General features: G+C 37.0%; 21 protein-coding genes. 15 read left to right on the plus strand and 6 right to left on the minus strand.

Annotated elements, in window-relative coordinates:
- Nucleotides 1-14: 14 nt before the first annotated feature.
- On the minus strand, nt 15-1,166 hold the full coding sequence (locus ACIQAA_RS24050; protein ID WP_402624662.1) for a glycoside hydrolase family 18 protein: 1,152 nt from the start codon (nt 1,164-1,166) through the stop codon (nt 15-17).
- Between the two features lie 181 nt (nt 1,167-1,347).
- Between ACIQAA_RS24050 and ACIQAA_RS24055 the strand changes: the two genes are divergently transcribed.
- The 3 genes from ACIQAA_RS24055 (at nt 1,348) to ACIQAA_RS24065 (ending at nt 4,531) form a co-directional block, all read left to right on the plus strand.
- Entirely contained in the window at nt 1,348-2,454 is a 1,107-nt protein-coding gene (locus tag ACIQAA_RS24055) for a metallophosphoesterase (protein ID WP_402624665.1), read from the plus strand.
- Nucleotides 2,455-2,568: 114 nt separating this feature from the next.
- Nucleotides 2,569-3,996, plus strand: a complete 1,428-nt coding sequence (locus ACIQAA_RS24060; protein WP_402624668.1) for an ATP-binding protein — start codon at nt 2,569-2,571, stop codon at nt 3,994-3,996.
- On the plus strand, nt 3,974-4,531 hold the full coding sequence (locus tag ACIQAA_RS24065; protein WP_402624671.1) for a response regulator: 558 nt from the start codon (nt 3,974-3,976) through the stop codon (nt 4,529-4,531). The genes ACIQAA_RS24060 and ACIQAA_RS24065 overlap by 23 nt, the downstream gene beginning before the upstream one ends.
- Nucleotides 4,532-4,561: 30 nt before the next feature.
- Here ACIQAA_RS24065 and ACIQAA_RS24070 read toward each other — a convergent pair whose 3' ends face one another.
- Entirely contained in the window at nt 4,562-5,152 is a 591-nt protein-coding gene (locus tag ACIQAA_RS24070; RefSeq protein ID WP_402624674.1) for a hypothetical protein, read from the minus strand.
- A gap of 246 nt (nt 5,153-5,398) precedes the next feature.
- Between ACIQAA_RS24070 and ACIQAA_RS24075 the strand changes: the two genes are divergently transcribed.
- From ACIQAA_RS24075 to ACIQAA_RS24090, 4 genes are all read left to right on the plus strand, one after another.
- Complete coding sequence (locus tag ACIQAA_RS24075; protein WP_402624676.1) at nt 5,399-5,695, plus strand: 4a-hydroxytetrahydrobiopterin dehydratase; 297 nt, start codon at nt 5,399-5,401, stop codon at nt 5,693-5,695.
- A 27-nt stretch (nt 5,696-5,722) separates the two neighbouring features.
- Nucleotides 5,723-7,450, plus strand: coding sequence for an aromatic amino acid hydroxylase (locus tag ACIQAA_RS24080; protein WP_402624678.1), 1,728 nt, complete (start codon nt 5,723-5,725; stop codon nt 7,448-7,450).
- A gap of 235 nt (nt 7,451-7,685) precedes the next feature.
- The gene (locus tag ACIQAA_RS24085; RefSeq protein ID WP_402624680.1) at nt 7,686-8,597 is read left to right on the plus strand and encodes a CBASS cGAMP-activated phospholipase; all 912 of its coding nucleotides are present in this window, start codon (nt 7,686-7,688) and stop codon (nt 8,595-8,597) included.
- A gap of 99 nt (nt 8,598-8,696) precedes the next feature.
- Entirely contained in the window at nt 8,697-9,881 is a 1,185-nt protein-coding gene (locus tag ACIQAA_RS24090; protein WP_402624683.1) for a DHH family phosphoesterase, read from the plus strand.
- A gap of 47 nt (nt 9,882-9,928) precedes the next feature.
- Here ACIQAA_RS24090 and ACIQAA_RS24095 read toward each other — a convergent pair whose 3' ends face one another.
- Together ACIQAA_RS24095 and ACIQAA_RS24100 are read right to left on the minus strand one after the other, a co-directional pair.
- Nucleotides 9,929-10,294, minus strand: coding sequence for a carboxymuconolactone decarboxylase family protein (locus ACIQAA_RS24095; RefSeq protein WP_402624686.1), 366 nt, complete (start codon nt 10,292-10,294; stop codon nt 9,929-9,931).
- A 76-nt stretch (nt 10,295-10,370) separates the two neighbouring features.
- A complete protein-coding gene (locus ACIQAA_RS24100; protein ID WP_402624688.1) occupies nt 10,371-11,210 on the minus strand; it encodes a DUF2935 domain-containing protein in 840 nt (279 codons plus the stop codon).
- A 119-nt stretch (nt 11,211-11,329) separates the two neighbouring features.
- Between ACIQAA_RS24100 and ACIQAA_RS24105 the strand changes: the two genes are divergently transcribed.
- From ACIQAA_RS24105 to yiaA, 4 genes are all read left to right on the plus strand, one after another.
- The gene (locus ACIQAA_RS24105; protein WP_402624691.1) at nt 11,330-12,787 is read left to right on the plus strand and encodes a spore germination protein; all 1,458 of its coding nucleotides are present in this window, start codon (nt 11,330-11,332) and stop codon (nt 12,785-12,787) included.
- A gap of 5 nt (nt 12,788-12,792) precedes the next feature.
- Entirely contained in the window at nt 12,793-13,878 is a 1,086-nt protein-coding gene (locus ACIQAA_RS24110) for a GerAB/ArcD/ProY family transporter (protein ID WP_402624693.1), read from the plus strand.
- Nucleotides 13,871-14,968 (plus strand): Ger(x)C family spore germination protein, encoded by a 1,098-nt coding sequence (locus tag ACIQAA_RS24115; RefSeq protein ID WP_402624696.1) that lies wholly within the window; start codon nt 13,871-13,873, stop codon nt 14,966-14,968. Before ACIQAA_RS24110 ends, ACIQAA_RS24115 begins: the two co-directional genes overlap by 8 nt.
- Nucleotides 14,969-15,103: 135 nt before the next feature.
- Nucleotides 15,104-15,574, plus strand: coding sequence for an inner membrane protein YiaA (yiaA, locus tag ACIQAA_RS24120; RefSeq protein WP_402624698.1), 471 nt, complete (start codon nt 15,104-15,106; stop codon nt 15,572-15,574).
- A gap of 84 nt (nt 15,575-15,658) precedes the next feature.
- Here the strand turns inward: yiaA and ACIQAA_RS24125 are convergent, their stop codons facing one another.
- On the minus strand, nt 15,659-15,919 hold the full coding sequence (locus tag ACIQAA_RS24125) for a DUF2533 family protein (protein WP_402624700.1): 261 nt from the start codon (nt 15,917-15,919) through the stop codon (nt 15,659-15,661).
- A 137-nt stretch (nt 15,920-16,056) separates the two neighbouring features.
- Here ACIQAA_RS24125 and ACIQAA_RS24130 point away from each other — a divergent pair, with 137 nt between their 5' ends.
- Both ACIQAA_RS24130 and ACIQAA_RS24135 read left to right on the plus strand, forming a co-directional pair.
- The gene (locus tag ACIQAA_RS24130) at nt 16,057-16,341 is read left to right on the plus strand and encodes a DUF3219 family protein (RefSeq protein WP_402624703.1); all 285 of its coding nucleotides are present in this window, start codon (nt 16,057-16,059) and stop codon (nt 16,339-16,341) included.
- Nucleotides 16,342-16,362: 21 nt separating this feature from the next.
- Complete coding sequence (locus ACIQAA_RS24135) at nt 16,363-17,379, plus strand: LLM class flavin-dependent oxidoreductase (protein WP_402624706.1); 1,017 nt, start codon at nt 16,363-16,365, stop codon at nt 17,377-17,379.
- A gap of 143 nt (nt 17,380-17,522) precedes the next feature.
- On the opposite strand, the gene ACIQAA_RS24140 is transcribed toward ACIQAA_RS24135, so the two are convergent.
- On the minus strand, nt 17,523-17,822 hold the full coding sequence (locus tag ACIQAA_RS24140; protein WP_402624708.1) for a hypothetical protein: 300 nt from the start codon (nt 17,820-17,822) through the stop codon (nt 17,523-17,525).
- Nucleotides 17,823-18,086: 264 nt separating this feature from the next.
- Here ACIQAA_RS24140 and ACIQAA_RS24145 point away from each other — a divergent pair, with 264 nt between their 5' ends.
- Nucleotides 18,087-18,476 carry a cupredoxin domain-containing protein gene (locus ACIQAA_RS24145; protein WP_402624711.1) on the plus strand — a complete coding sequence of 130 codons (390 nt, stop codon included), beginning with the start codon at nt 18,087-18,089 and terminating at the stop codon, nt 18,474-18,476.
- Nucleotides 18,477-18,807: 331 nt separating this feature from the next.
- Nucleotides 18,808-21,066 (plus strand): PxKF domain-containing protein, encoded by a 2,259-nt coding sequence (locus ACIQAA_RS24150; RefSeq protein ID WP_402624714.1) that lies wholly within the window; start codon nt 18,808-18,810, stop codon nt 21,064-21,066.
- Nucleotides 21,067-21,144: the final 78 nt, after the last annotated feature.

A 21,144-nucleotide genomic window follows, 5' to 3' on the forward strand; every position in this document is an offset into this window, starting at 1 on the left:
GTGTAGCCTTTTTGTTATTTCTTTGCTACGACATCGCTTGATTTAAGTAATTCATCGTATATTGCTGTTGTTAAGCTATGATCACCTTTGCTGTCATGACCAGCTTCCCACAGCATCATCCCGCCAAAACCGTGATCCAGTGCTAAATTCGTCTTCTTTTTAATCGTTTCAACCCCATTATAATGATAAGTGGTTCCGTTCATACTCACCGTATCATTCACAGCATTTGCAGGATCACTGTTGACGATAGCTGCATAAGAAACCTGTTTAATCGCAGGGTCTTCAGGCTGAGCATAAAAAGGCACTCCTAAAACAAGCTTTTCTTTCGGCAGATTGTTTTGATCAAATAGATTTGCCCAATAGTTTACTATTTTCTCCGTAAACGGATAAGGAGATAGATTCGCTGCGTTGTATCCGCCGTCCCACTGGCCATCATAGGCCATAATATTTACATGGTCGACAAATTGGAAAGTAGAAGGTTCATATACAACAAAGCCCATCTCGGTGCCTGTCACCGCATGAATTTTGGCATAAACAGCAATCGACAGCTCTTTTCCTTTTGGATGCAGCTGATCGCTCAGCTCCTTCGCAAATGCCGCCAAGTTTGCCGCGTCGGCTTTTGAACGAGGATGTTCGAAATCGATATCAATACCGTCAAGTTGTTCACGGTCTACGATGCTAGTAAGTTCATTCACTAGTCGTGTTCTAGAGTCGGGATTACTGATGGCTGTTTTAAATGGCTCGTAGGATTCCCCGCCATTAATATGAAACCAGCCGCCAACAGCTAGAATTACTTTTGTATTGTGTTTGTCAGCTTCCTTGACCATCGCTCGTAAATTATTGATGGCTGAGTCACCATTTAGCAATATTCCCCCATCCTGTGTCGGATGAGCAAACGAGAAGATAGCATGTGTTAACTTGGAATAATCAACTACATTCGGATCACGAAAATCCTGTACATAACCCAATAATACTTTAGATTCCTCTATACTTTCCTCTGGAATCTCTTTTTCTTCGAGATATTTTTCTGATTCTGAAGCTTTTTCTATTTTAAGCGATTTCGATGCTTGTTCTATTTTGTTATTGGAATATAAAACTCCTGTAAAAATTCCCCCTGTAAAGGTAATGAGGATTACCAGGGCTAGGAGGAGATTGCGTTTCTTCATAGATTGTATTCCTCCCTACTATTCTCTGACTTTAAAATTGTATCAAAAAATAAGAGGAGGAAGTGTTGGTAATATCAACCTTGCGAAAAAATGGAAAATAGTGAGTCCTAATTATTTGTTAAATGAGCTCAAATATTGTCTAATTATAGTAAGACTTCTAGTGAAAAGGAGATTTACTTCTGTGTGGGCTGTTGGAATAGGAATTATCTTACTATATAATATATTGATATTTTACATTGGCTATAATATTTGGGTTTGGCTGAAGCAAATTAGTGGTGACCGAAAAAGTATAAAAATAATGTTCTGGGTTGTACTCGTTCTTTTTGCTTATTCTTTCGTTTTCTCACGCTGGCTGGATGAGAGTTTATTTTTTACATGGCTTGGGGCTGCGTGGCTGTCGTTATTTTATTTTTTAATCTTGCTGCTGCCAGCAGCCAATATAGCCGTTTTTTTAAGAAGATTTACGAAGCTACAGAAAGAAATGTTTGTTAAAAGGACAGGATACACCGTTTTAATTGTGCTTGTTTGTTCATTCTTATTCGGAGTATTTAATGCATACAGTCCTAAAGTGACAACATATCAAATTAATATCCCGAAACAGGTAGAAGGGAAACAAAATCTGAAAATTATTATGGCTTCGGATATGCATTTTGGGGATTTATCGGGAAGCGGGCAGGCTAAAAAACTCGTGGAGTATATTAATTCTGAAAAACCTGACTTAGTACTTTTTCCAGGAGATATTATTGATGATGATATTACACCTTTTCTTGAAAAGGGAATTCCAGAGATACTAAAACAAATCCAAGCTCCTGTTTATGCTTCCTTAGGGAATCATGATCGTGATGACGCGGATCTTGTAAACATTTTTAATAATAGCGGCATGAAGGTCCTAGATGACGAGGTCTTCAACCTTCCTGAAGGGATTGTCCTTGTGGGCAGGAAAGACAGAGGGTATCAGGATGTTGTAAGAGCAGAGCTTCCGAAGTTAATGAAGCAAGTCGATTTAGAGAAACCCGTTTTTCTTCTTGAACATCAACCATATGATTTAGATATTGCCGAAAAGAACGGGGTGGACCTTATTCTATCGGGTCACACACATCGAGGTCAGGTAGCACCAGGGGACCTGATTACGAACATGATTTTTGAAAACGACTTTGGCTATCTGAAAAAAGGGCAGCTCCAATCGATTGTTTCATCCGGCTATGGTGTGTGGGGACTGCCGCTCCGAATTGGTACACGTTCAGAAATTGTCCAAATTAACGTTACCTTTGAGCCTATAAAAAAATAATAAATCAAAAAAATCTATCTGGCTAACAGATGGATTTTTTTTGATTTAAGTAAAGACAGAAGATTTCAAAAATATTATGATGGTTTTAGAATACCAGTTTTTGGAGGTGAAAATGTGTTTCCTATCCTTTGGCCGATTGCTGTATTTTTATATATTAATAATCGGAAGGACACCTATATTAAATGGATTTGCTTGTTTTTACTGATTGGCGGCGGTGGCAGTTATTTTGCTTTAATGCATAGTGTAGTAAAACCATATTTCCTCACAAAAGGAATCCTATCAGCTTTGGAAGCTAATATTCTCACTTTTTCAGTCCTTTCTTTTATGTGTATGTTTTATTTCCTGTTGCCCTATGTGTTTCTTATGAGCTCTTTTGCGCTTACAAATAGAGTTTCGATGTTTTTAAGGGTTGTTTTCCTTTTTCCTTCAATTATTTTTTTTATTTTAGAAGCTCAAACCATTTCAGAAGGAATCAATTTAAATCTTCTGCATTTCTGGGCTGGGCTATATATAATTACTGGATGTATGATCTACATCTACTCAATCTTTAAGTCAGGAGAACAAGGGGAAAAACGAAATCATCTCCGGCTGTCGATCATTTTTGTGCCCATTATGATCCTCATTTATTTAAAGGATTTTCTATTTGTTGAAAGCATTATCCTTATGGAAAGCAGCATTTATTTCAAACAAAACATCAACTGGAGTTTAAACAGCTTTTATATCGATTTTTGGCTTCTCTTCCTATTGTTTTTTTACAGTATTCGTTATGGAATTCTAGGAATAAAACTAAGATTTGAGAAGCATAGACTAAACGCCTCTATAACTTCCATGTCGTTTGGAACCACGATAATTAATCACACGATAAAAAATGAAGTCCAGAAAATCGAATATATGCTCGAACGTGCCAAGGACCATGTGATCCAACAAAACGAGACGGAAACGATTCAATCACTGGATAAAATTGCAGCTATCACAAACCATCTCCAGGGAATGGCCTATACCATCAAAGAAAAATCAGAAGAAGTAGAATTAGTAGAACATATCGTTGATTTAAAAGACGAACTAGCCAAAGTGATAAATCCCCTTATGCCGATAGTAGATAAGAAGAACATTATTCTCGAGGTGGTTTACAAGTTTGATGGCACCCTTAGATGTGATCCTAACCATGTACGGGAGGTACTTTCAAACCTTTGTATGAATGCCATCGAGGCGATTGATCATGACAAAGGGTTCATAAAGATTACTGTTAAAATGGTTAAAAGTCAGTTGGCCATTGATATCCGTGATAATGGATGTGGAATTGATAAGAAAAATTGGACGAAGGTGTTTGAACCATTTTTTACATCCAAAAAGGTCACCACTAATTATGGACTTGGTTTAACGTATTGTTATCAGGTGATGAAAAAGCACCGAGGAAAGTTAACGATTGTGGAGAGCGAGAAAAATAAAGGAACGCTAATTAGAATGACATTTCCAAAAAAACGACTTCTCTCCAGTAAGGTTAAAGGGGGAATATCAAGTGATAAGAGTTTTGTTGGTTGAGGATGATCCCTTTTGGCAGGAGAGCATCTCCACTGATTTAAGTAAGGAGCAGGATATAATCGTAACTGGAGTTGTATCGACAAAAGAAGAAGCAGTAGAGGCTGTAAAAGCTTCTAGGATTGATGTTATTTTGATGGATATTAACTTAACGGAGAATAATTTAGACGGTATTGAGGCTGCAAAAGAAATAAAAAGAATAGGACAACATAATATTATTATGTTAAGCTCTTTAAATGATAAAGATGTAGTCATACAATCATTCAAACAGGGAGCAGTTAACTATATCACAAAATCAAGCTATAAAGATATCCTTAAAGCCATAAGAGAAGCCTTCCATAATAGCTCATCCATCCATGCTGATGCAGCAAACATCATGCGAACAGAGATGATTTTATCGGACTTAACACCTTCAGAAAGAGAAATTTATGAGCTCAAGAAGCAGGGCTACAATAAAACACAAATTTCACAGATGCTCTATAAATCCATAAACACGATAAAAACACAGCTTCGAAGTATCCGGGATAAATTAATGTAAAAAGGAGCTCCGCATAGAGCTCCTTTGATGTTAAGAACCGTTGACCAGTTGACGTGCTGTCTGTTGTTCTTTTCTGCCCTTTACGATGGGATAGGCAATAGAGATAAAGATAAAGGCGAATAATATCGGAGAGATAAATATACCAAATGGGATGACAAAACCAAATGGACTTACCATTAATAAGAATCCTAGTTTTCGCTGCGGAATCTTCGATAACCCAATGGCTAAACCAAACAGCACAATACTTAATGGAAAGATGATAAAGGCTGCCATAATCACCTCACCAAGGGGTGATGGGGCAATTTGATTTTCCAACGTTTGTGGAACATATTCTAGTAATACCGGCTTGATAAATCCACTGGCTGCCTTCATGAAAATTTGAAAAACAAATCCAATTACTACACCCACCACTGCAATGAAACCGAATTTTCCAAGTTTGTCTGCATGGTTAAAATAGATTCCTAGCATACCCATTAAAATTAGAATGTGGGCAGTCAAATCCACCGCTGTGACCCCTAACGTTTCTGGCCATAAAGCAAACCAGAGTGGAAGTGTGGCGAACAGGATTGCTCCACAGATCCCGATAAATGAAAACGCTGAAATTCCTTTTTGAACTGTCATGTTTTATTCCTCCTAATTGTTTTTACAATTTGATTATAGGAAGAAATCGCTATTACCGGGAGGATGAACTTTTATCACCCCCCTAACCTAAATGAGCCCAATCACTACCCCATTGGCGATAATAAAATGGAGTATATTTTTGTCTAAACACGGATAATTCTTTCAACTTGCAATAGTATTATAGTGGTGCATGAAATTTTACCTTGAAAAATGTAAGCGCTTTATTCGTGTAAAGGAGTGAAGACAATGGAAAAATTAACCCCCTTTGAGGTTCAAGAAAAGTTATCCTCCGTTCCTGACTGGAGATTAACGGATGAAAAATGGATTGAGCGCAAGTATCGTTTTCGTGATTATCTAAAAGGAATTGATTTCGTTCAATCAGTTGCTAACCTATCTGAGCAGGTAAACCATCACCCATTTATTTCAATAGACTATAAGGTCGTAACAGTAAGAATTTCGTCCTGGAACGCCAGGGGTTTAACATCTTTGGATTTTGAATTAGCCACAAAATATGATGAATTTTATTTACAAACGAAAAGTTAATTTTCTTCTAGAGGGAGAGATTTCTATATGGGGGAAGCAAGGAAAATTCCGAGACATCTCCAAAAATATGTCGTCGACCAACAATATGAGAAATACACACCGATTGATCATGCTGTTTGGCGTTATGTGATGAGGCAAAACCATAACTATCTAAAAGACACTGCTCATCAAGCGTATGTTGGCGGGTTAAAGTCTTCTGGGATATCGGTTGAGAAAATACCGAATGTTACTGACATGAACAAAGCGTTAGAGCCGTTCGGCTGGGGTGCAGCAAATATAGATGGTTTCATCCCAGGTGTTATTTTCTTCGACTTTCAAGCACATGGAATCCTGCCGATAGCCTCTGACATTCGTAAACTAGAAAACATTCAATATACTCCAGCACCTGATATTATTCATGAGGCTGCAGGTCATGCACCAATTCTATGTGAAAAGAAATTTTCTGAGTATGTAAAGCTATTTGGACAGATCGGTTCAAAAGCATTAGCTACAAGTGAAGAGCATGAATTATTTGAAGCAGTACGTACCTATTCAAATTTATTAGAAAGCGGAAAAGCAACAAAAGCAGAAATCGACGCAGCTAAAGCTACATTTGAAGAAAAACAAGCTGCTGTAACCGAATTATCAGAAGCGGAACAAATTTCTCGTTTATATTGGTGGACCGTAGAATACGGCCTGATTGGCAGTGTAGATCAGCCGCAAATCTATGGTGCTGGATTATTATCTTCTGTATCGGAAGGAAGAAGCAGTTTAACAGATTCGGTAAAGAAAATTCCTTTCGACCTGCAAACTGTTATAGAAACCGGCTTTGATATTACCAAACCACAGCCGCAGCTTTTCGTGTGTGACAGCTTTGATCAGTTAATCGATGCAGTGATGGAATTCTCGAAAACGATGGCGTTTAAGGTTGGTGGAAACAAAGGTTTAGATAAAGCACTTCGTTCGAATCATACGGCTACGATTCAATATAGCTCAGGTCTGCAGCTAACCGGAACCTTACGTAACCTCATCAAGGATGAAAAAGGTGAAGCGATATATATCCAAATAGAAGGACCTTCAGCCTTGTCCTATCAAAATACCGAATTGCCTGGGCATGGAAAAGCCACACATCAAGACGGTTTCGGAGCTCCAATTGGAAAAATAGCAAACAGCCTAAATCCATTAGGGGAGCTTAATGATGAGGAGCTTAAAGGAATTGGAATAGAGATAGGAAAAGAATCTACTATTGAGTATGTGAGTGGCGTTAAGGTTTCCGGGACACCTCAACATTTCCAGCGGAAAGATGGCAAACTTCTGCTGATATCGTTTAAAGATTGTACGGTTTCATATGAAGATCAAACTTTATTTCAACGTGATTGGGGCACGTATGATTTGGCCGTTGGAGATCGAATTACCTCCGTTTTCGCTGGTGCCGCAGATTCAGAGCAATTTTATGCAGATTTAGAGGAAGTAGTAACAAAACCACTTGTAAAAAGGGAGTTATCTTCGTTAGAACAATTGTATGGGAAGGTTAGAAGTATCCGCGAAACCAAAGTAAAAAACATGGAAGCAGTGCTGGTAGAAGTGATTGAAAAATTAACCACTGAGTTTAAGGAGGATTGGCTATTAAGGATTGAAATAATGGAAATCCTTGTAAAACGGAATCTCCTGCCAGACCAGCAGCTATTGCTTAGAAACCAGCTTGAAGATATAAAGCTTTTTCACGAGGAGTTTCCAGTGTTAATTGATAGAGGTCTAATGTTAACCAATGCATGATGTATACGAAAATATCGATGATTAACAATACCCCGCCCATTGAATATACTTATTAAAGGTTGAATCGATGGGCGGGTTTTCAATGGAAATTCAACTAAAGGAACTGGTTGGAGGGGGAATTGCCCTTTCGGAAAGCGGATGATCTCTCCACCATTGATAAAGAAAAACCTTAATAACCTGGGAACATGAAGGGTACACTTAAGGAAATAAGAAGTATAAATTAGGTGAAATATAAATGAAATTACTTTGTATAGACGGTGGCGGCATCCGGGGGATATTTGCAATTTCGATTTTACGAGCATTGGAAGAAGAAGTGGGCCATCCTGTTGGAGAGTTGTTTGATGCTGTTGCTGGTACAAGTACTGGAGCAATCATCGCTGCCTCCGTTTCACTTAATAAAAACATGAGAGAAATCTATGAAAGCTACAAGCATTATGGCGGAAAGATTTTTACGAGACAGGCAAAGGTTGGACTATTCAAAAGTGTCTACAGTGACCGAGCATTAAGACATCTTTTAAAAAATGCATTCGGTGAAGTGGAGCTAAAGGATATAACCAAGCCGCTCCTTATTCCTGCTGTGGACATTACGCATGGAAAACCGTTTACGCACCGCTCCAACTACGGGCATCCTGATTGTGATGATTTATCGATAAAGGTATGGGATGCTGTCCTTTCTTCCTGCTCAGCACCTGTCTATTTTCCTCCTAACAAAATAGGGGATCAATACTTATCCATAGATGGCGGGCTATGGGCGAATAATCCTTCATTAGTCTGCTTAACCGAAGCAATTCATTTCTTCCAAAAAAGTATGAAAGAAATCAATATCTTATCGATTGGCACTGGATTACAGAATATTGATTTTACGAACAACAATGATAAGTATTGGGGAATCAATCAATGGCTCCCGTTTCATTTGCCTTCGATGAAGGTCACACCAAAGCTACTCGATTTGGCCCTTCACCTTTCATCAGAATCTGTGACCTATCATTGTCAGCTTCTCCTTAAGGAACAATACCTTCGAATCAATGAAGATTTAGGAGAGGAAGTACCGTTCGATGAAGTCAACTATATGGATATACTTAGTGAATTGGGGAGAAATGTCTTTCAGAAACAGAAAAATGATATCCTTTCTTTTATAGAAAATTAACGGACAAAACTCGCACTTTTAGAAGCAGCGGGTTTTTTGTTTGCTGTCATTCAATATTTTTACCCTTTTGATACCATACTATTTTATGAGGTGAAGAGCATGTACAAATTGTTGTCGCATAATGATTTAGATGGGGTCGGGTGTGGTATTTTAGCAAAGCTTGCCTTTGGGGAGGATGTAAAGGTTCGTTACAACTCCATATCTGGTTTAAATCGAGAAGTAGAGTGGTTTTTTGAAAACGGAGATAAGAACACGTTTTTATTTATTACCGATTTGTCTGTAAATGAAAAAAATGAGCAGAGGATTAACGAGTTTTACCAAGATGGCGGAAAAGTACAGCTAATCGATCATCATAAAACCGCACTGCATTACAATGATTATCCCTGGGGTCATGTGGTTGTAGAGGATGAAGAAGGGAAATTAACTTCTGCAACCTCCCTATTGTATCACTATCTTCTTTCACATCAGTTCATCGAGGAGACCGCTGCAATCACAGAATTTGTTGAGCTGGTTAGACAATATGATACGTGGGAATGGGAAAAAAATGATAATCAGGAGGCCCAGCGTCTAAATGCTTTATTTTTTCTCGTATCCATTGACGAATTTGAAGAAAAAATGATTACACGTTTACAGACTAGTGAACATTTTCATTTTGACGAGTTTGAAAAGAAAATATTAGACATGGAAGAAGATAAAATTGACCGCTATATTCGAAGGAAAAGACGGGAGCTGGTACAAACTGAACTCAATGGTCTTTTTGCAGGTGTGGTCTATGCTGAATCTTATCACTCTGAATTGGGAAATGAATTAGGGAAAGAATACCCTCATCTTGACTATATTGCGATTTTAAATATTGGCGGGAAGCGGATGGGTTTCCGAACCATTCACGATCATATTGATGTTTCTGAGGTTGCCGGACAATACGGAGGCGGGGGGCATGCAAAGGCGTCAGGCTGTTCGTTAACCGAAGAAGCCTATACTAGTTTCGTGACCGAAACCTTTCACCTAGAACCGATTCCAGAGGACGCGAGACGAAATCGTTATAACCTTAAGGGTTCTGAGTTTGGTACTTTGTATAAAAGCAGAAGAGAAGATTACTTCTTGCTTCATCAAATAAATGACCATGAATGGGCGATTCAAAAAGGGCAAAAACGCTTGGAACAAACCTATGCTAATTTTGAAGAAGGGGAAAGCTACTTGAAAAGGAATTATGAGGTCTGGTTAGTAAAAGACGACGATTTTGTTCAATATCTCATGAAACAAGTTAAAAACCATATCCACTGAAAAAACCACTACAGAACAAATGTTCTGTAGTGGTTTTTTAAAGAGTATTATTGTTTTAGTTGATTTAAATCCTCAATACATTCCTGAACAAGTGTAACTGCCTGACTCATCGCTGCTCCTCCGCCAAATGCAGCCGTAACACCAACTGCTTCAAGGATTTCCTGTTCAGAACATCCTTGATCAAGACAACCTTTTGTATGGTAAATAATACAATATTCATCTTGTGAATAGAGGCTAATGCCTAATGCAATCAATTGCTTTTCCCGTTGAGTTAAAGCTCCCTCTTTAAAGCACTCTTCTGTAAATGCATTGAAATGTCTAGCAAACTCCGGCATTTTCTGAGTAAACACACCTAAACCTGCTTTATACTCGTGAAGGGCAGCTTCAGTGTTATTCATAGCTTCAAATTCCATTCTTATAATCAGCTCCATTTCTAATAATCATGAATCCAAAATTAGTATGAGCAAACAAAGAATGGATTAACCAACATTAATATTCTCTGTGGTAGTTTTTAAAATAGGATGTTAATGAGCAAGGGGGTCTTTCCATATCCGGTACAAATGCACTGATCTTGGTTAAAAAATAACATGACTCGGGAAAATGGTGCTCTAGAAACCGCAGCGTTGTCGCATTTAGGACTTCTTTTCCTTTATATAGCGTAATAACATGTTCGACCAATTGGTTAAAGGCAAGCACTGTTCCGCTAACTTCACGAGCAAAGGTGATTTGGACTGGGAAATGAGGAGGCATAAACCGTAAATACCCTTTTATCGCGTCATTTTTTAACATATGTGCAGAAAAAAGCTTACTTAGTGTGTTTACTTTTTCATGAAGGATAAGTTCTACACCATCAAGTGCGCGATTTAATAATGAAGCATGACCTAGCTGATCCTCTAACCAAAGGTCTAATAAATCAACTAATGGAAGCGGGGGATAATCGGTTCCATTCATGTAATACTGAAGGATCCGTAAATATTCACCGTTTTCATTTAAAGTACCATTAAAATAGGTTGGGGTAATGTTGATCAGTATTTTATTATTTAATTGTAAGTTAAGAACCTTTCCTTCAAAGCGGTAATAATCATAAGAAACTTGAGCAGAAAGCCTAGAAAATTCCACTAATGCCTGAGAATTTACATGACTGTCCTTTGGAATTTGTTCCAGCTGATTTCTTAGCTTAGTAAACCTGCCTATAAAGTTCACAGCTTCTTCTATAAGGTTTACCTCGACGGGTGATAAATAATCCCGAACAAAAACGGCATGATCTAAAAGTATATTTACCCAAAAATAATGCTCTTCCCAAGGAGAAAATGGATTTAGGTTTTTCACCGGTAACCTCCTTTATTTGCAATCTGTCTCTCTTATACAAAATATTATTCAACTTTTTAATAAATGTATAAATTACCATTGTTAGCAAAAAATAAAAGAAAAAGATGGGGCGGGTGCGAATGCGAATGCGTAAAGATCGCAATCGCTTTTTGAAGGATTTCAAACTGCAGAGAAACCTAATACAAACACCTACGAGTGATAAAGAAGACCTAAAATTAGCTGAAGAATCAATATTACAGCAATTTATTAACAATTTTAATAATAGTTCTGATTTAAGTGTTACAGAGTTTCCGCATTTAACAGTAAAAATTTATTACTTTAGTTATCTAATTAATAAGGATCATTATGAACAATTTTTATCAAAACTAAGAAATATTACGCTAGAAGAGTTACAGTCTTATTTAAACCATTCAGAGTTTAAAGTACTTTCCGATATGAATAGTGTAGAAGAAGCCATATTATCTGGGAGTGCTATCTTTTTCACCGAGAAACTAGCATATGAGCTTCCTTTTAAAGAGGGAAAAGGTCGTTCTATTTCACCATCTGAAACAGAAACGGTCATTCTTGGTGCGCATGATGCTTTTGTGGAATCTGTTGATGTAAATTTATCTCTTATTCGAAAAAGAGTAATGAGTTCACAACTCAAGACGATAAAATTGCATGTGGGTAATAAGTCAAAAAGGGCTGTATATTTACTATATATCGAAGGTGTAGCATCTGATAAAGACTTAGAAGAAATTAAAAAACGGATTCTATCGATTCATAACGATGGTATTGTAGATACGAATATGCTTGTTCAATTTATTGATGAACATCCAAATTCACCATTTCCACAATTTTATACCACAGAAAGACCAGATGTAGCGGCATATAAGTTGTTTGATGGAAAAATCATAGGGTTAATGGACAACAGTCCGTTTGCTTTTTGTACACCTGTCAGTTTTTTTGATTTTATGGAATCAATGGATGATTTCGGGCAAAGATGGATTGTAGGTACTTTTATTAAGGTAACTCGATATATTGCCATTTTAGTTACCCTTTTATTTACTGCCTTATATGTAGGCGTTACAACTTATCATTATGAAATGATTCCGCAGGCATTACTTCCGACATTGCTGGAATCACGAAGTAAAGTACCGTTTCCTCCTGTTATTGAGGCGCTGTTTTTAGAATTCTTGTTAGAGCTGTTGAGAGAAGCTGGTGCCAGGCTTCCAACAAAAGTTGGACAGACAATTGGTATTGTAGGTGGTATTGTAATCGGGCAGGCCGCTGTACAGGCAGGGATTACCAGCAATATTCTCATTATTGTGGTTGCGGCATCTGCCATTGCATCCTTTGTCGTACCCAGTTATTTATTAAGTGCATCAATTAGAATTGTTCGTTTCGGATTTATTATCATCTCTGGATTTTGGGGTAATCTTGGGATAATTTTTGGTATGGGGATCTTGATTATCCATTTAAGCAGTCTGACCAATTTAAATTCTCCCTACTTATTGCCAATATCGCCTATGTATTCTAAATTCTTTAAATACTCACTAATAAGGGGTCCATTTAAGAAAAAAGCCGAAAGGGGATGATGATCATGCAAATGAAAGAAAAATTATCACCCTTTCAAGCTTCCATTTTAATCTATTTAATCCAATCTGGTGTTACATTATTTTCTTTGCCGCGACTTGTTGCTGAAGCCTTTGGGACAAACGGATGGATTGGACTTATCATTATCTCTATAATTGTAAATATCAATCTAGTTCTCATTTGGCTCGTATTTAAAATAAGTAAAGGGAAGTCCATGTTTGAAATTATATCCATTTTTCCAAAATGGATTACACTTCCATTTTGTTTGTTCATTGCCGTGGTATGGATGCTGTTAGGAATAATGGTCATGGTTAAGTTTACAATGATCATTAAAGTATTGTTCTACCAAAACGTGTCACTTATTTACTTACTCTCAATGTTTTATATTTTAACGTATGTGTTGTTAAAAAAAGATCTTTATCAAATCGCAAAATCAACGGTTGTAATATTTTATTTTACCGTTTGGACTATTTTTTTATTAGCTTTCCATCTTCCAGAATTTAGCTTTATCCGGCTTACACCGTTTATTTTTGAAGGCGAAACGGATATGTTGAAAGGGGGAATGTCTATTTTTACAGCCCTTTTAGGTTATGAATTGTCCATTTTATTTATCCATATGATAGAGAGAAAACAATTAAAATCTCTTATAGCAGGGAATTCGATTACAGCAGTGATTTATTTCGGTGTGACATTCGTCAGTTTTGGTTTTTTCAGTTTTGAGCAATTATTAAGGGAAATATACCCAGTGGTAACCTTGTTGGGATATATTTCTTTTCCTGTCCTTGAAAGGGTAGAAAATTTTACTTTTTCGGTTTTTGGCTTAAAGGTACTTATGACGACTGTTATGTACCTATGGGGTTCAAAGGAACTTGTACAGTATCAGTTTAAAAGGATAAAATCAAACTTTCTCTTAATTGGCATTTTGACGATTAGTTTTTTTGTGTCGTTTATTCCCAAGGTTATTAAAGAAGTAGAACAATGGTTAACGTATATTACCTATGCAGCTACTGTAATTGCTTTTCTAGTACCGATATTTTTATTGATTACAGTTCTATTCACGAAAAAAATGAACAGGAAGCAAGCCAATGAATAAGTTATTTTTCATCATAATATTATTTTTTCTGACTGGATGTGCCGAGCAACGTATTATAGATGATTTAGCTCTTGTTAACGCTGTAGGCTACGATCTCACTGATAACGAAACTAATCCCATAAAATTAACAGGTACCTTTCCAATCATAACAAAAGACGGGAAATATGATCGAAAAACGATTATAGTGGAGGGAAAAACAAGTAAAGAGGCGAGGGAAAAAGTAAGAGTTAAAACTAATTTAAAACTAGAAAGCGGACAAATTCGTGTTTCCTTGTTTGGACAGGAATTAGCTAAAGAAGGGATGTTGCCTTATTTACATTCCATAGTTCGTGATCCAAGTATCGGTACAAGACTAAAGTTGGCTTTAGCTGAAGATGAAGCCAGTGATGTTTTAATGCTGCAGATAAAAAGCGAAGGTCAAAATGCGACATATCTAGAACAGTTTTTAACAAAATTGAATAGAGAAAATTTGAGAACAAATTATAATATTTATCAATTCCTTAGAGACTACTATGATGACGGAATAGATCCGATCCTGCCGGTCTTTAAAGTTGAAAAAAATAACATCGCCTATAATGGTATTGGTTTATTTCATGAAGACAAACTTGTCGATGTCCTTAAACCTTCTGAAGCCCGATATCTTTTCCTTTTTCGAGAAGAGATGAGACAAGGTAATTTCGTCGAACAAATCGACGTAGGAGAGAAAGAAAAAGCCTCAATCATGCTTTCTTATGAACTTAAGGAACACCGAATTAAGGTTCAATCAATGGAAAATAATCAAAAGAAAGCCTCGATTTATATAGAATTAGTAGGGGATGTTCTTGAATATTCAGGGAAAGAAGAAATTTCAGATCCAAAAATACAAAAAAAAATTGAAAATATTATTACCAAGAAAATTAATCAGGAGGGTAAGGAACTAATAGTAAAGTTGCAGAAACTCAAAGTAGACCCACTTGGAATTAATCGATTTGTACGAAATAAAATGCACTACAATGAATGGAAAGCATTAGATAAGTATCAATCCTACCAGGATATGAACATAGATATCGAGGCAAATATTATTTTGAACAGTTCAGGAAAATGGAAGTAGGTTTAATAAGAAATTTAAGGAAAAATCATCTTTCATTTGTAAGAATTTTCTATATAATAGAATGAGGTGGGAACACTACAGTGTATCTGCGGTGCTCTATTTTTATCTGATTAAAAGATGGAGGGGAAACATTCAATGTCTAATGATCATGAGATTTTATTAGATAAAGGAAAACAAAAAGATCCTAAAATGAAAGCAGTAAGGAAAGAGGGCGAACCGACCCCAGCTTTCATAGGGGCTTCCTGGGGTGCGCTGTTAGTAGGTGTTACGGCTTATTTCATTGGCTTGTTTAACGCAGCGATGCAATTGAATGAAAAAGGATATTACTTTGCGGTTTTAATATTCGGGCTCTATGCAGCGGTATCTTTACAAAAAGCAGTTAGAGATAAAGATGAGGGAATACCCGTTACGAATATTTATTATGGAATTAGCTGGTTAGCACTTATCGTATCGATTTCATTAATGGGCATCGGTTTATACAATGCTGGAAGTATTGATTTGAGCGAAAAAGGATTTTACGGGATGTCATTTGTTCTTAGTTTATTTGCAGCCATTACGGTTCAAAAGAATATTCGAGATACACAGAGAGCAAGAGAAAGAGAGTAGTTTTATCTGAGATATGGTCCGTCTGGCTGGCCATTTATAAGGAAAAAACGACAGTAATGATCTGTCGTTTTTTTCGTTACCGGATTATTTTTTTTTTAATGACTTTACATATTCTTGTACCATTTCAGTGGTAACATTTTTTCTAAGTGAAATGATTCGCAGGTTAATTCTGTTCATTTTATTGGTGACTTCGTTAATTTTATCTGTTGTAAAAGGTTTTCCTTGTTTACATAATTCGACGGCTTCTTCTATATATTTTTCACGCAGCTCGTCCAAAGCTTTAAACTCCTGGTAACTTTGATTTTGATTTTTCGCATGTTTAATTAAGTCTTTATGTACACTCATGATTCCACTCCTCAATGATTAACTTTTATTATCATACCATAATTCAAAAGGAATCAGGCACGGCACTTAAGCAAGATTTTTGTTTTTATAAACGTAAGTGCTATTATTTTAATGAAGATGAAAAGGAGATGCTTCTATTGGTTAAAGAGATTGTCTTAGATGAAACATCGATTAACGTTTACAAGTATGAAGAAGAAAAAGAAGATCATTTACATAAAATTTCAATCGAATTTAACGTAACGAGTGAGGAATATCATGATATCACGACGCTGTTGTACAAAGGTACATTTGACGTAAAAGTTCCTGAGCGAGATTTATCATTTAAAGCGAGTATCCAGCAATACTCTACTTCCTTTACAAATTTATATATTACAGGGCAGGTCGGAGAATTTAAATTAAGTTTACTGGAAGTAAGAGAATAGGAGAGAAGGGATGGTGTAAAAATGAGGTTAAGCATTTTGGATCAAGCGCCCATATCTTCTAATCAGAGTGCTGGAGAGGCACTTGTAGAATCTATGAAGTTAGCCCAAGCAGGTGAAAATTTGGGGTATACAAGATTTTGGATTGCAGAACATCATGATTTACCTGGCCTTGCATGTTCTGCGCCGGAGGTAATGTTAGGTTATATTGGAGCAAATACGAGTAAAATTAGGATCGGCTCAGGGGCTGTATTATTACCACATTACAAACCATATAAAGTAGCCGAGGTATACAATATGCTTGCTGTGTTATTTCCTAATAGAGTCGATGTGGGGATTGGCCGGGCTCCCGGTGGTTCAGCAGAAGTAACCAATGCTTTATCTGATAACTTCTTACAACAAGTGTGGAATATGCCAAACTCAGTGCAAGATTTACTGCATTTTATAGACAATACAGTTCCACCTGAACATCCCCACGCGAAAGTGACTGCAGCTCCAGTGCCAACACTTCCACCAACGCCTTGGCTGCTGGGTACTAGTAAAAAAAGTGCAATACTTGCTGCAGAAAAGGGACTTGCATACGCATTCGGACAGTTTATGAGTGACCAAGATGGTGCTGCCATAATCGAACAATATAGAAATCATTTTCAACCGAGGAAACAAAATGAAGTTCCACAAGTAATTGTAACTGTTACAGCTATTTGTGCAGAAACCACAGAAAAAGCAGAAGATGTGGCTTTAAGCTCACTGGTATGGGGTTTACAAAGAAAAAAAGGAGAAGGGCAGAAAGGGGTTCCTTCCATCCAAGAAGCGAAAGACTATCTTCAAAATGAAGATAAAACGCTACTGGAAGGGATTAGAGAAAGTATGATCATAGGTAATCCTCAACAAGTAAAAAAGAGAGTAGAGAATCTGCAGGTCCGATACAACGCAGATGAAATGATGATTGTAACCATCACACATTCACCGGAAGATAAAATTAAATCCTATAAATTGATTGCAGAAGAAATTTTACATAACAGTAAGGAGCAGGTTTCGTAGAAATAAAAGGGAAGAGTTATATTAGTTACAGGGCTTGGTGGGATTTGAACCCACAAGATACTTAACAGATTACGTTTGAAACTGTTAGTTGCTCTACAATTGAGCTACAAGCCCTGTTTTTATTTTGGTTTTAAAACAAAATATTATGCATTCCTTTTAGTAATTTCCTCAGTCACAACAAATGCAAGGTCATCGTTTCCAAACAACGATAAGACACCAAGCAGTGTTTCATCTCCAATTTCTCCAGCTTCATCCTTAGGTACGACTAATTCCATAGCTTCTTTTAAAGCCATGTTCGAAGCCTGATTAGGGTAGGCACGCAAATACAATTCCTCAGGATTTAAATCATGGTTGATACACCATTGAGCAAATACGAGGATCATCATTTTTTCCTCGCCCTGATAGTTTTGAATAATTTTTTCTTCTAACTGTTTTTTATCCATTAAGTAAGAAAACTCCTTTAATAACATCATAAATCCATTATATCGAATTTGGGTGATTCAAAGAAGGATTTTGTAAAGATTGAAGGGAAGAGTAAAACAGGAGAGATACGTGAAGAGTGACAAAAAAGTATTTAATACCTTGTAATAATACGAATGTATGTGTTAGTAGGAGTTACTATTTGAAAACACACTCCAAACTCAATTTACATTGATAATATTTAATGAATTGATAAAAAATAGTAATTAAGAAAGGAGGGATTGCGAATGTCTGTGAAAAAGTGGGTAACAGGATTGGTCGTTTTGCTTGCAATGATTGCGGTTGTGACAACATCAGGCTCACCCGGCGTATTTGCCGAATCCCGTGTTGCAACACAGCCTTTAGAGACGATGAAAGCGATTGAAGTCGAGTTGAACGATGATTACTTTAATCCTAAAGTCATTACTATTCCCAATGGAAGAACGACAACGTTGATATTGAAAAACGTAGGTAAGAAAGAACACACCTTCACAGTAAAAGAACTTAGAATTGACGCCGAAGTCCAGCCAGGAAAAGAAAAAACCATTACCGTGACACCTGAAAAGTCTGGTACATATGAACTGATATGCCGGTACCATTTCAATGAAGGAATGGTTGGAAAAGTAATAGTCAAATAACAAGCAGGGCCAATTGGGCCTTGCTTTTTTAATAGGCAACGGTAACTTACTTATTATTAAAAGCCCGACATCATTATAATAGTTAACTTTCCTCTTTATTTCTCAAAATTTTGAGTATCTGTTTTTTAAACAAAGATAACTGTTTTTTCACTACAATCATTTTCAGAAAATAAATACAATTTAACGTGTAAGCGATTTCAACTTAACGAAAGAGAGGTGAAGCGATGGTCAAACATTTTTGAAGGTAGTTTAAGTTCTCTTTTTATCTAAAAATGTTAACGTTAACAATTCTTTTTTTGCCTAATACTAATTTTTAGTCTGGAGGAAAACCATGTTTAAAAAATCTAAAACGATACTTGCTTCTGTCCTATCACTATCAATGATAGCTGAATTTGTTCCGATAAAACAACCTGTGTTTGCTGAAAATGAAGTACATACTTCAGCCCTATCCGCCCCACGTGGAATAGAAATCTCTTCTGTAACCCAAACGTCTATTTCATTAAAGTGGCAAGCAGTAAACGGGGCTGAAAGTTTTAATATTTATCGAACAAAATTAGGTTATAAGGATTATAAATTGGTTGGTAACTCACAAACGACCAATTTTACTGATGAAAGTGTCGAAAGCGATTCTAGTTATTTATATAAGGTTTCAGCAGTAAGTGCTGCAGGAGAAGGGGACCGATCTGCAGAGGTTTTAGGTATGACACAATGGTCCTTTCCTAACCTAATTAGCAAAATTGATATTAGCGCAGCGGGCACAGGAAATAGGATGCGTATTGGTGATATGAACGGAGACGGCCGCCAAGATATTTTAATGGTGCAGCCTGCCTTAGTAAGAGATGATGCTCGGAACCCTCGATACGTCGGACATTTGGCAGCCTATGATATAGAAGGGAACTTATTGTGGCAGCAAGGAACGGTTGATCCGAGAGTGACAACGAGCGGAGCCGATGAGCCTGCTCAGATTTATGATATTGATGCTGATGGAGAAAATGAAGTATTGACCGTCATGCAACTAGCTGAAGATACAGAAAAGTATTTTTACATTTTTGACGGGAAGACAGGTGAGATAGAGAATAAGCATAAACTTCCAGATCAAAGAGCGCATGATGCTATTTTTATCGCGAATTTCTCAGGTAACAAAACTCCACAAGACATCTTATTGAAGGATAGATATTCAAAGATTTGGGCGATGGATAAGGATTTTAACCAACTATGGTATTATCCAGGAAACACTGGACATAGCTTGCTACCTTTTGACTTTGACGGAGATGGAAAAGATGAATTAGTGAACAACTATTCCTTAATTTCTCACGATGGGAAAGAGATTTGGAGAAAAGATTTACCGGATCATGTTGATACTCACTGGGTAGCCGATATAAATGGTGATGGAGAACAGGAAATCATTCTTGGTGGGTCCGATACTTATGCTTTCGACTTTGAGGGTAACCAACTATTTAGAAATAGGGATACAGTAGAGCCACAACAAATATTAGTAGGTGAGTACCGTGTAGACTCTCCTGGTCTGGAGCTTGCAGGACTAGATAGAGTCAACAGAGGGAATCCAGGTCAGGATGGAATGTTCCTGTTTACTTCAAAGGGCGAAACTTTATACCATGAACAACGTGCTAAGGGAGATTGGGGAAGTATCGTACGTCCTCTAGACAACTGGACAGGAAGTTATACACCACTTATCACTGCATATAGAAGAGGGATAGATGCAGACAATCCGAATGGAATTGTACCAAAGCTATACGATGGATACTTTAATCCAATTGTTACCTTTAACGAACATACGGATGCAAAAGAGCAAGTAATGGTAGCAGACATGAGTGGAGATTCAAGGGATGAGTTAATTGTTTATAACCTTACAGGAGAACTTGCTGTATATATTTACTCTAATGGTACCAGCAATTTAAGGGAGCATATTACTGGTGTAACACGCATGCCAGATTTCAGAAACTACAACTTTAGCAGATATGATTCCCGAAGATACGATTTATCCATTAAAAACCTTGTTCCTGCCGGGATAAAGGCTTCAGTAAACAATCGTGCCGATATAGATGTAAGCTGGATTCCTATACTAGGTGTAGAAAACTACAATATTTATCGTTCATCAACTGCAAATGGCGAATATACCAAGATTGGATCTTCTACCACCCCAGAGTTTACTGATCGTACTGCACCTTTAGGTACTTCTTATTACAAAGTAACGGCTGTAAACAGCAAAGGGGAATCTAATTTACCGATAGTTGCTTCCAGCGAAACGATTCAATCAAGTGGAATTCTTGCACCTGTAAAAACGGATGAATCTACCAGCTACAAGGCAGGTAGTACACTACCAGTTAAGTTCCAGTTAACAGATAAAACAGGTAGCTACCTTACTGGAGCAACTGCTAAGATCTATGTGGAAGACTCTAATGGATTATCTACAAGTGCAGCGGTAGGAGATCATCAATTCCGCTATGATTCTACTGAAAATCAATATATTTTTAACCTTAACACGAAGTCAATGTCAGCAGGTAAATACAAAATTAGAGTTGATGTGGGTGACCGTACCATTTATTCTTTTCAAATATTCTTAAAATAAGCGGTTAAAAACAAAAAAGAGGCTGTACTAAAAGTATAACTTTTTGCTGCTAGCCTCTTTTTTATAAATATTAACCCG

It is taken from the genome of Neobacillus sp. NPDC093182, assembly GCF_044754045.1.

Bases quoted from the DNA above. Each gene is read 5' to 3' on its own strand.
- ACIQAA_RS24090 (WP_402624683.1), top strand. From the start codon at position 8,697: ATGTACAAATTGTTGTCGCATAATGATTTAGATGGGGTCGGGTGTGGT.
- ACIQAA_RS24110 (WP_402624693.1), top strand. From the start codon at position 12,793: ATGCAAATGAAAGAAAAATTATCACCCTTTCAAGCTTCCATTTTAATC.
- ACIQAA_RS24085 (WP_402624680.1), top strand. From the start codon at position 7,686: ATGAAATTACTTTGTATAGACGGTGGCGGCATCCGGGGGATATTTGCA.
- ACIQAA_RS24070 (WP_402624674.1), bottom strand. From the start codon at position 5,152: ATGACAGTTCAAAAAGGAATTTCAGCGTTTTCATTTATCGGGATCTGT.
- yiaA (WP_402624698.1), top strand. From the start codon at position 15,104: ATGTCTAATGATCATGAGATTTTATTAGATAAAGGAAAACAAAAAGAT.
- ACIQAA_RS24095 (WP_402624686.1), bottom strand. From the start codon at position 10,294: ATGGAATTTGAAGCTATGAATAACACTGAAGCTGCCCTTCACGAGTAT.
- ACIQAA_RS24050 (WP_402624662.1), bottom strand. From the start codon at position 1,166: ATGAAGAAACGCAATCTCCTCCTAGCCCTGGTAATCCTCATTACCTTT.
- ACIQAA_RS24115 (WP_402624696.1), top strand. From the start codon at position 13,871: ATGAATAAGTTATTTTTCATCATAATATTATTTTTTCTGACTGGATGT.
- ACIQAA_RS24135 (WP_402624706.1), top strand. From the start codon at position 16,363: ATGAGGTTAAGCATTTTGGATCAAGCGCCCATATCTTCTAATCAGAGT.
- ACIQAA_RS24105 (WP_402624691.1), top strand. From the start codon at position 11,330: ATGCGAATGCGTAAAGATCGCAATCGCTTTTTGAAGGATTTCAAACTG.
- ACIQAA_RS24140 (WP_402624708.1), bottom strand. From the start codon at position 17,822: ATGGATAAAAAACAGTTAGAAGAAAAAATTATTCAAAACTATCAGGGC.
- ACIQAA_RS24145 (WP_402624711.1), top strand. From the start codon at position 18,087: ATGTCTGTGAAAAAGTGGGTAACAGGATTGGTCGTTTTGCTTGCAATG.
- ACIQAA_RS24125 (WP_402624700.1), bottom strand. From the start codon at position 15,919: ATGAGTGTACATAAAGACTTAATTAAACATGCGAAAAATCAAAATCAA.
- ACIQAA_RS24150 (WP_402624714.1), top strand. From the start codon at position 18,808: ATGTTTAAAAAATCTAAAACGATACTTGCTTCTGTCCTATCACTATCA.
- ACIQAA_RS24075 (WP_402624676.1), top strand. From the start codon at position 5,399: ATGGAAAAATTAACCCCCTTTGAGGTTCAAGAAAAGTTATCCTCCGTT.
- ACIQAA_RS24080 (WP_402624678.1), top strand. From the start codon at position 5,723: ATGGGGGAAGCAAGGAAAATTCCGAGACATCTCCAAAAATATGTCGTC.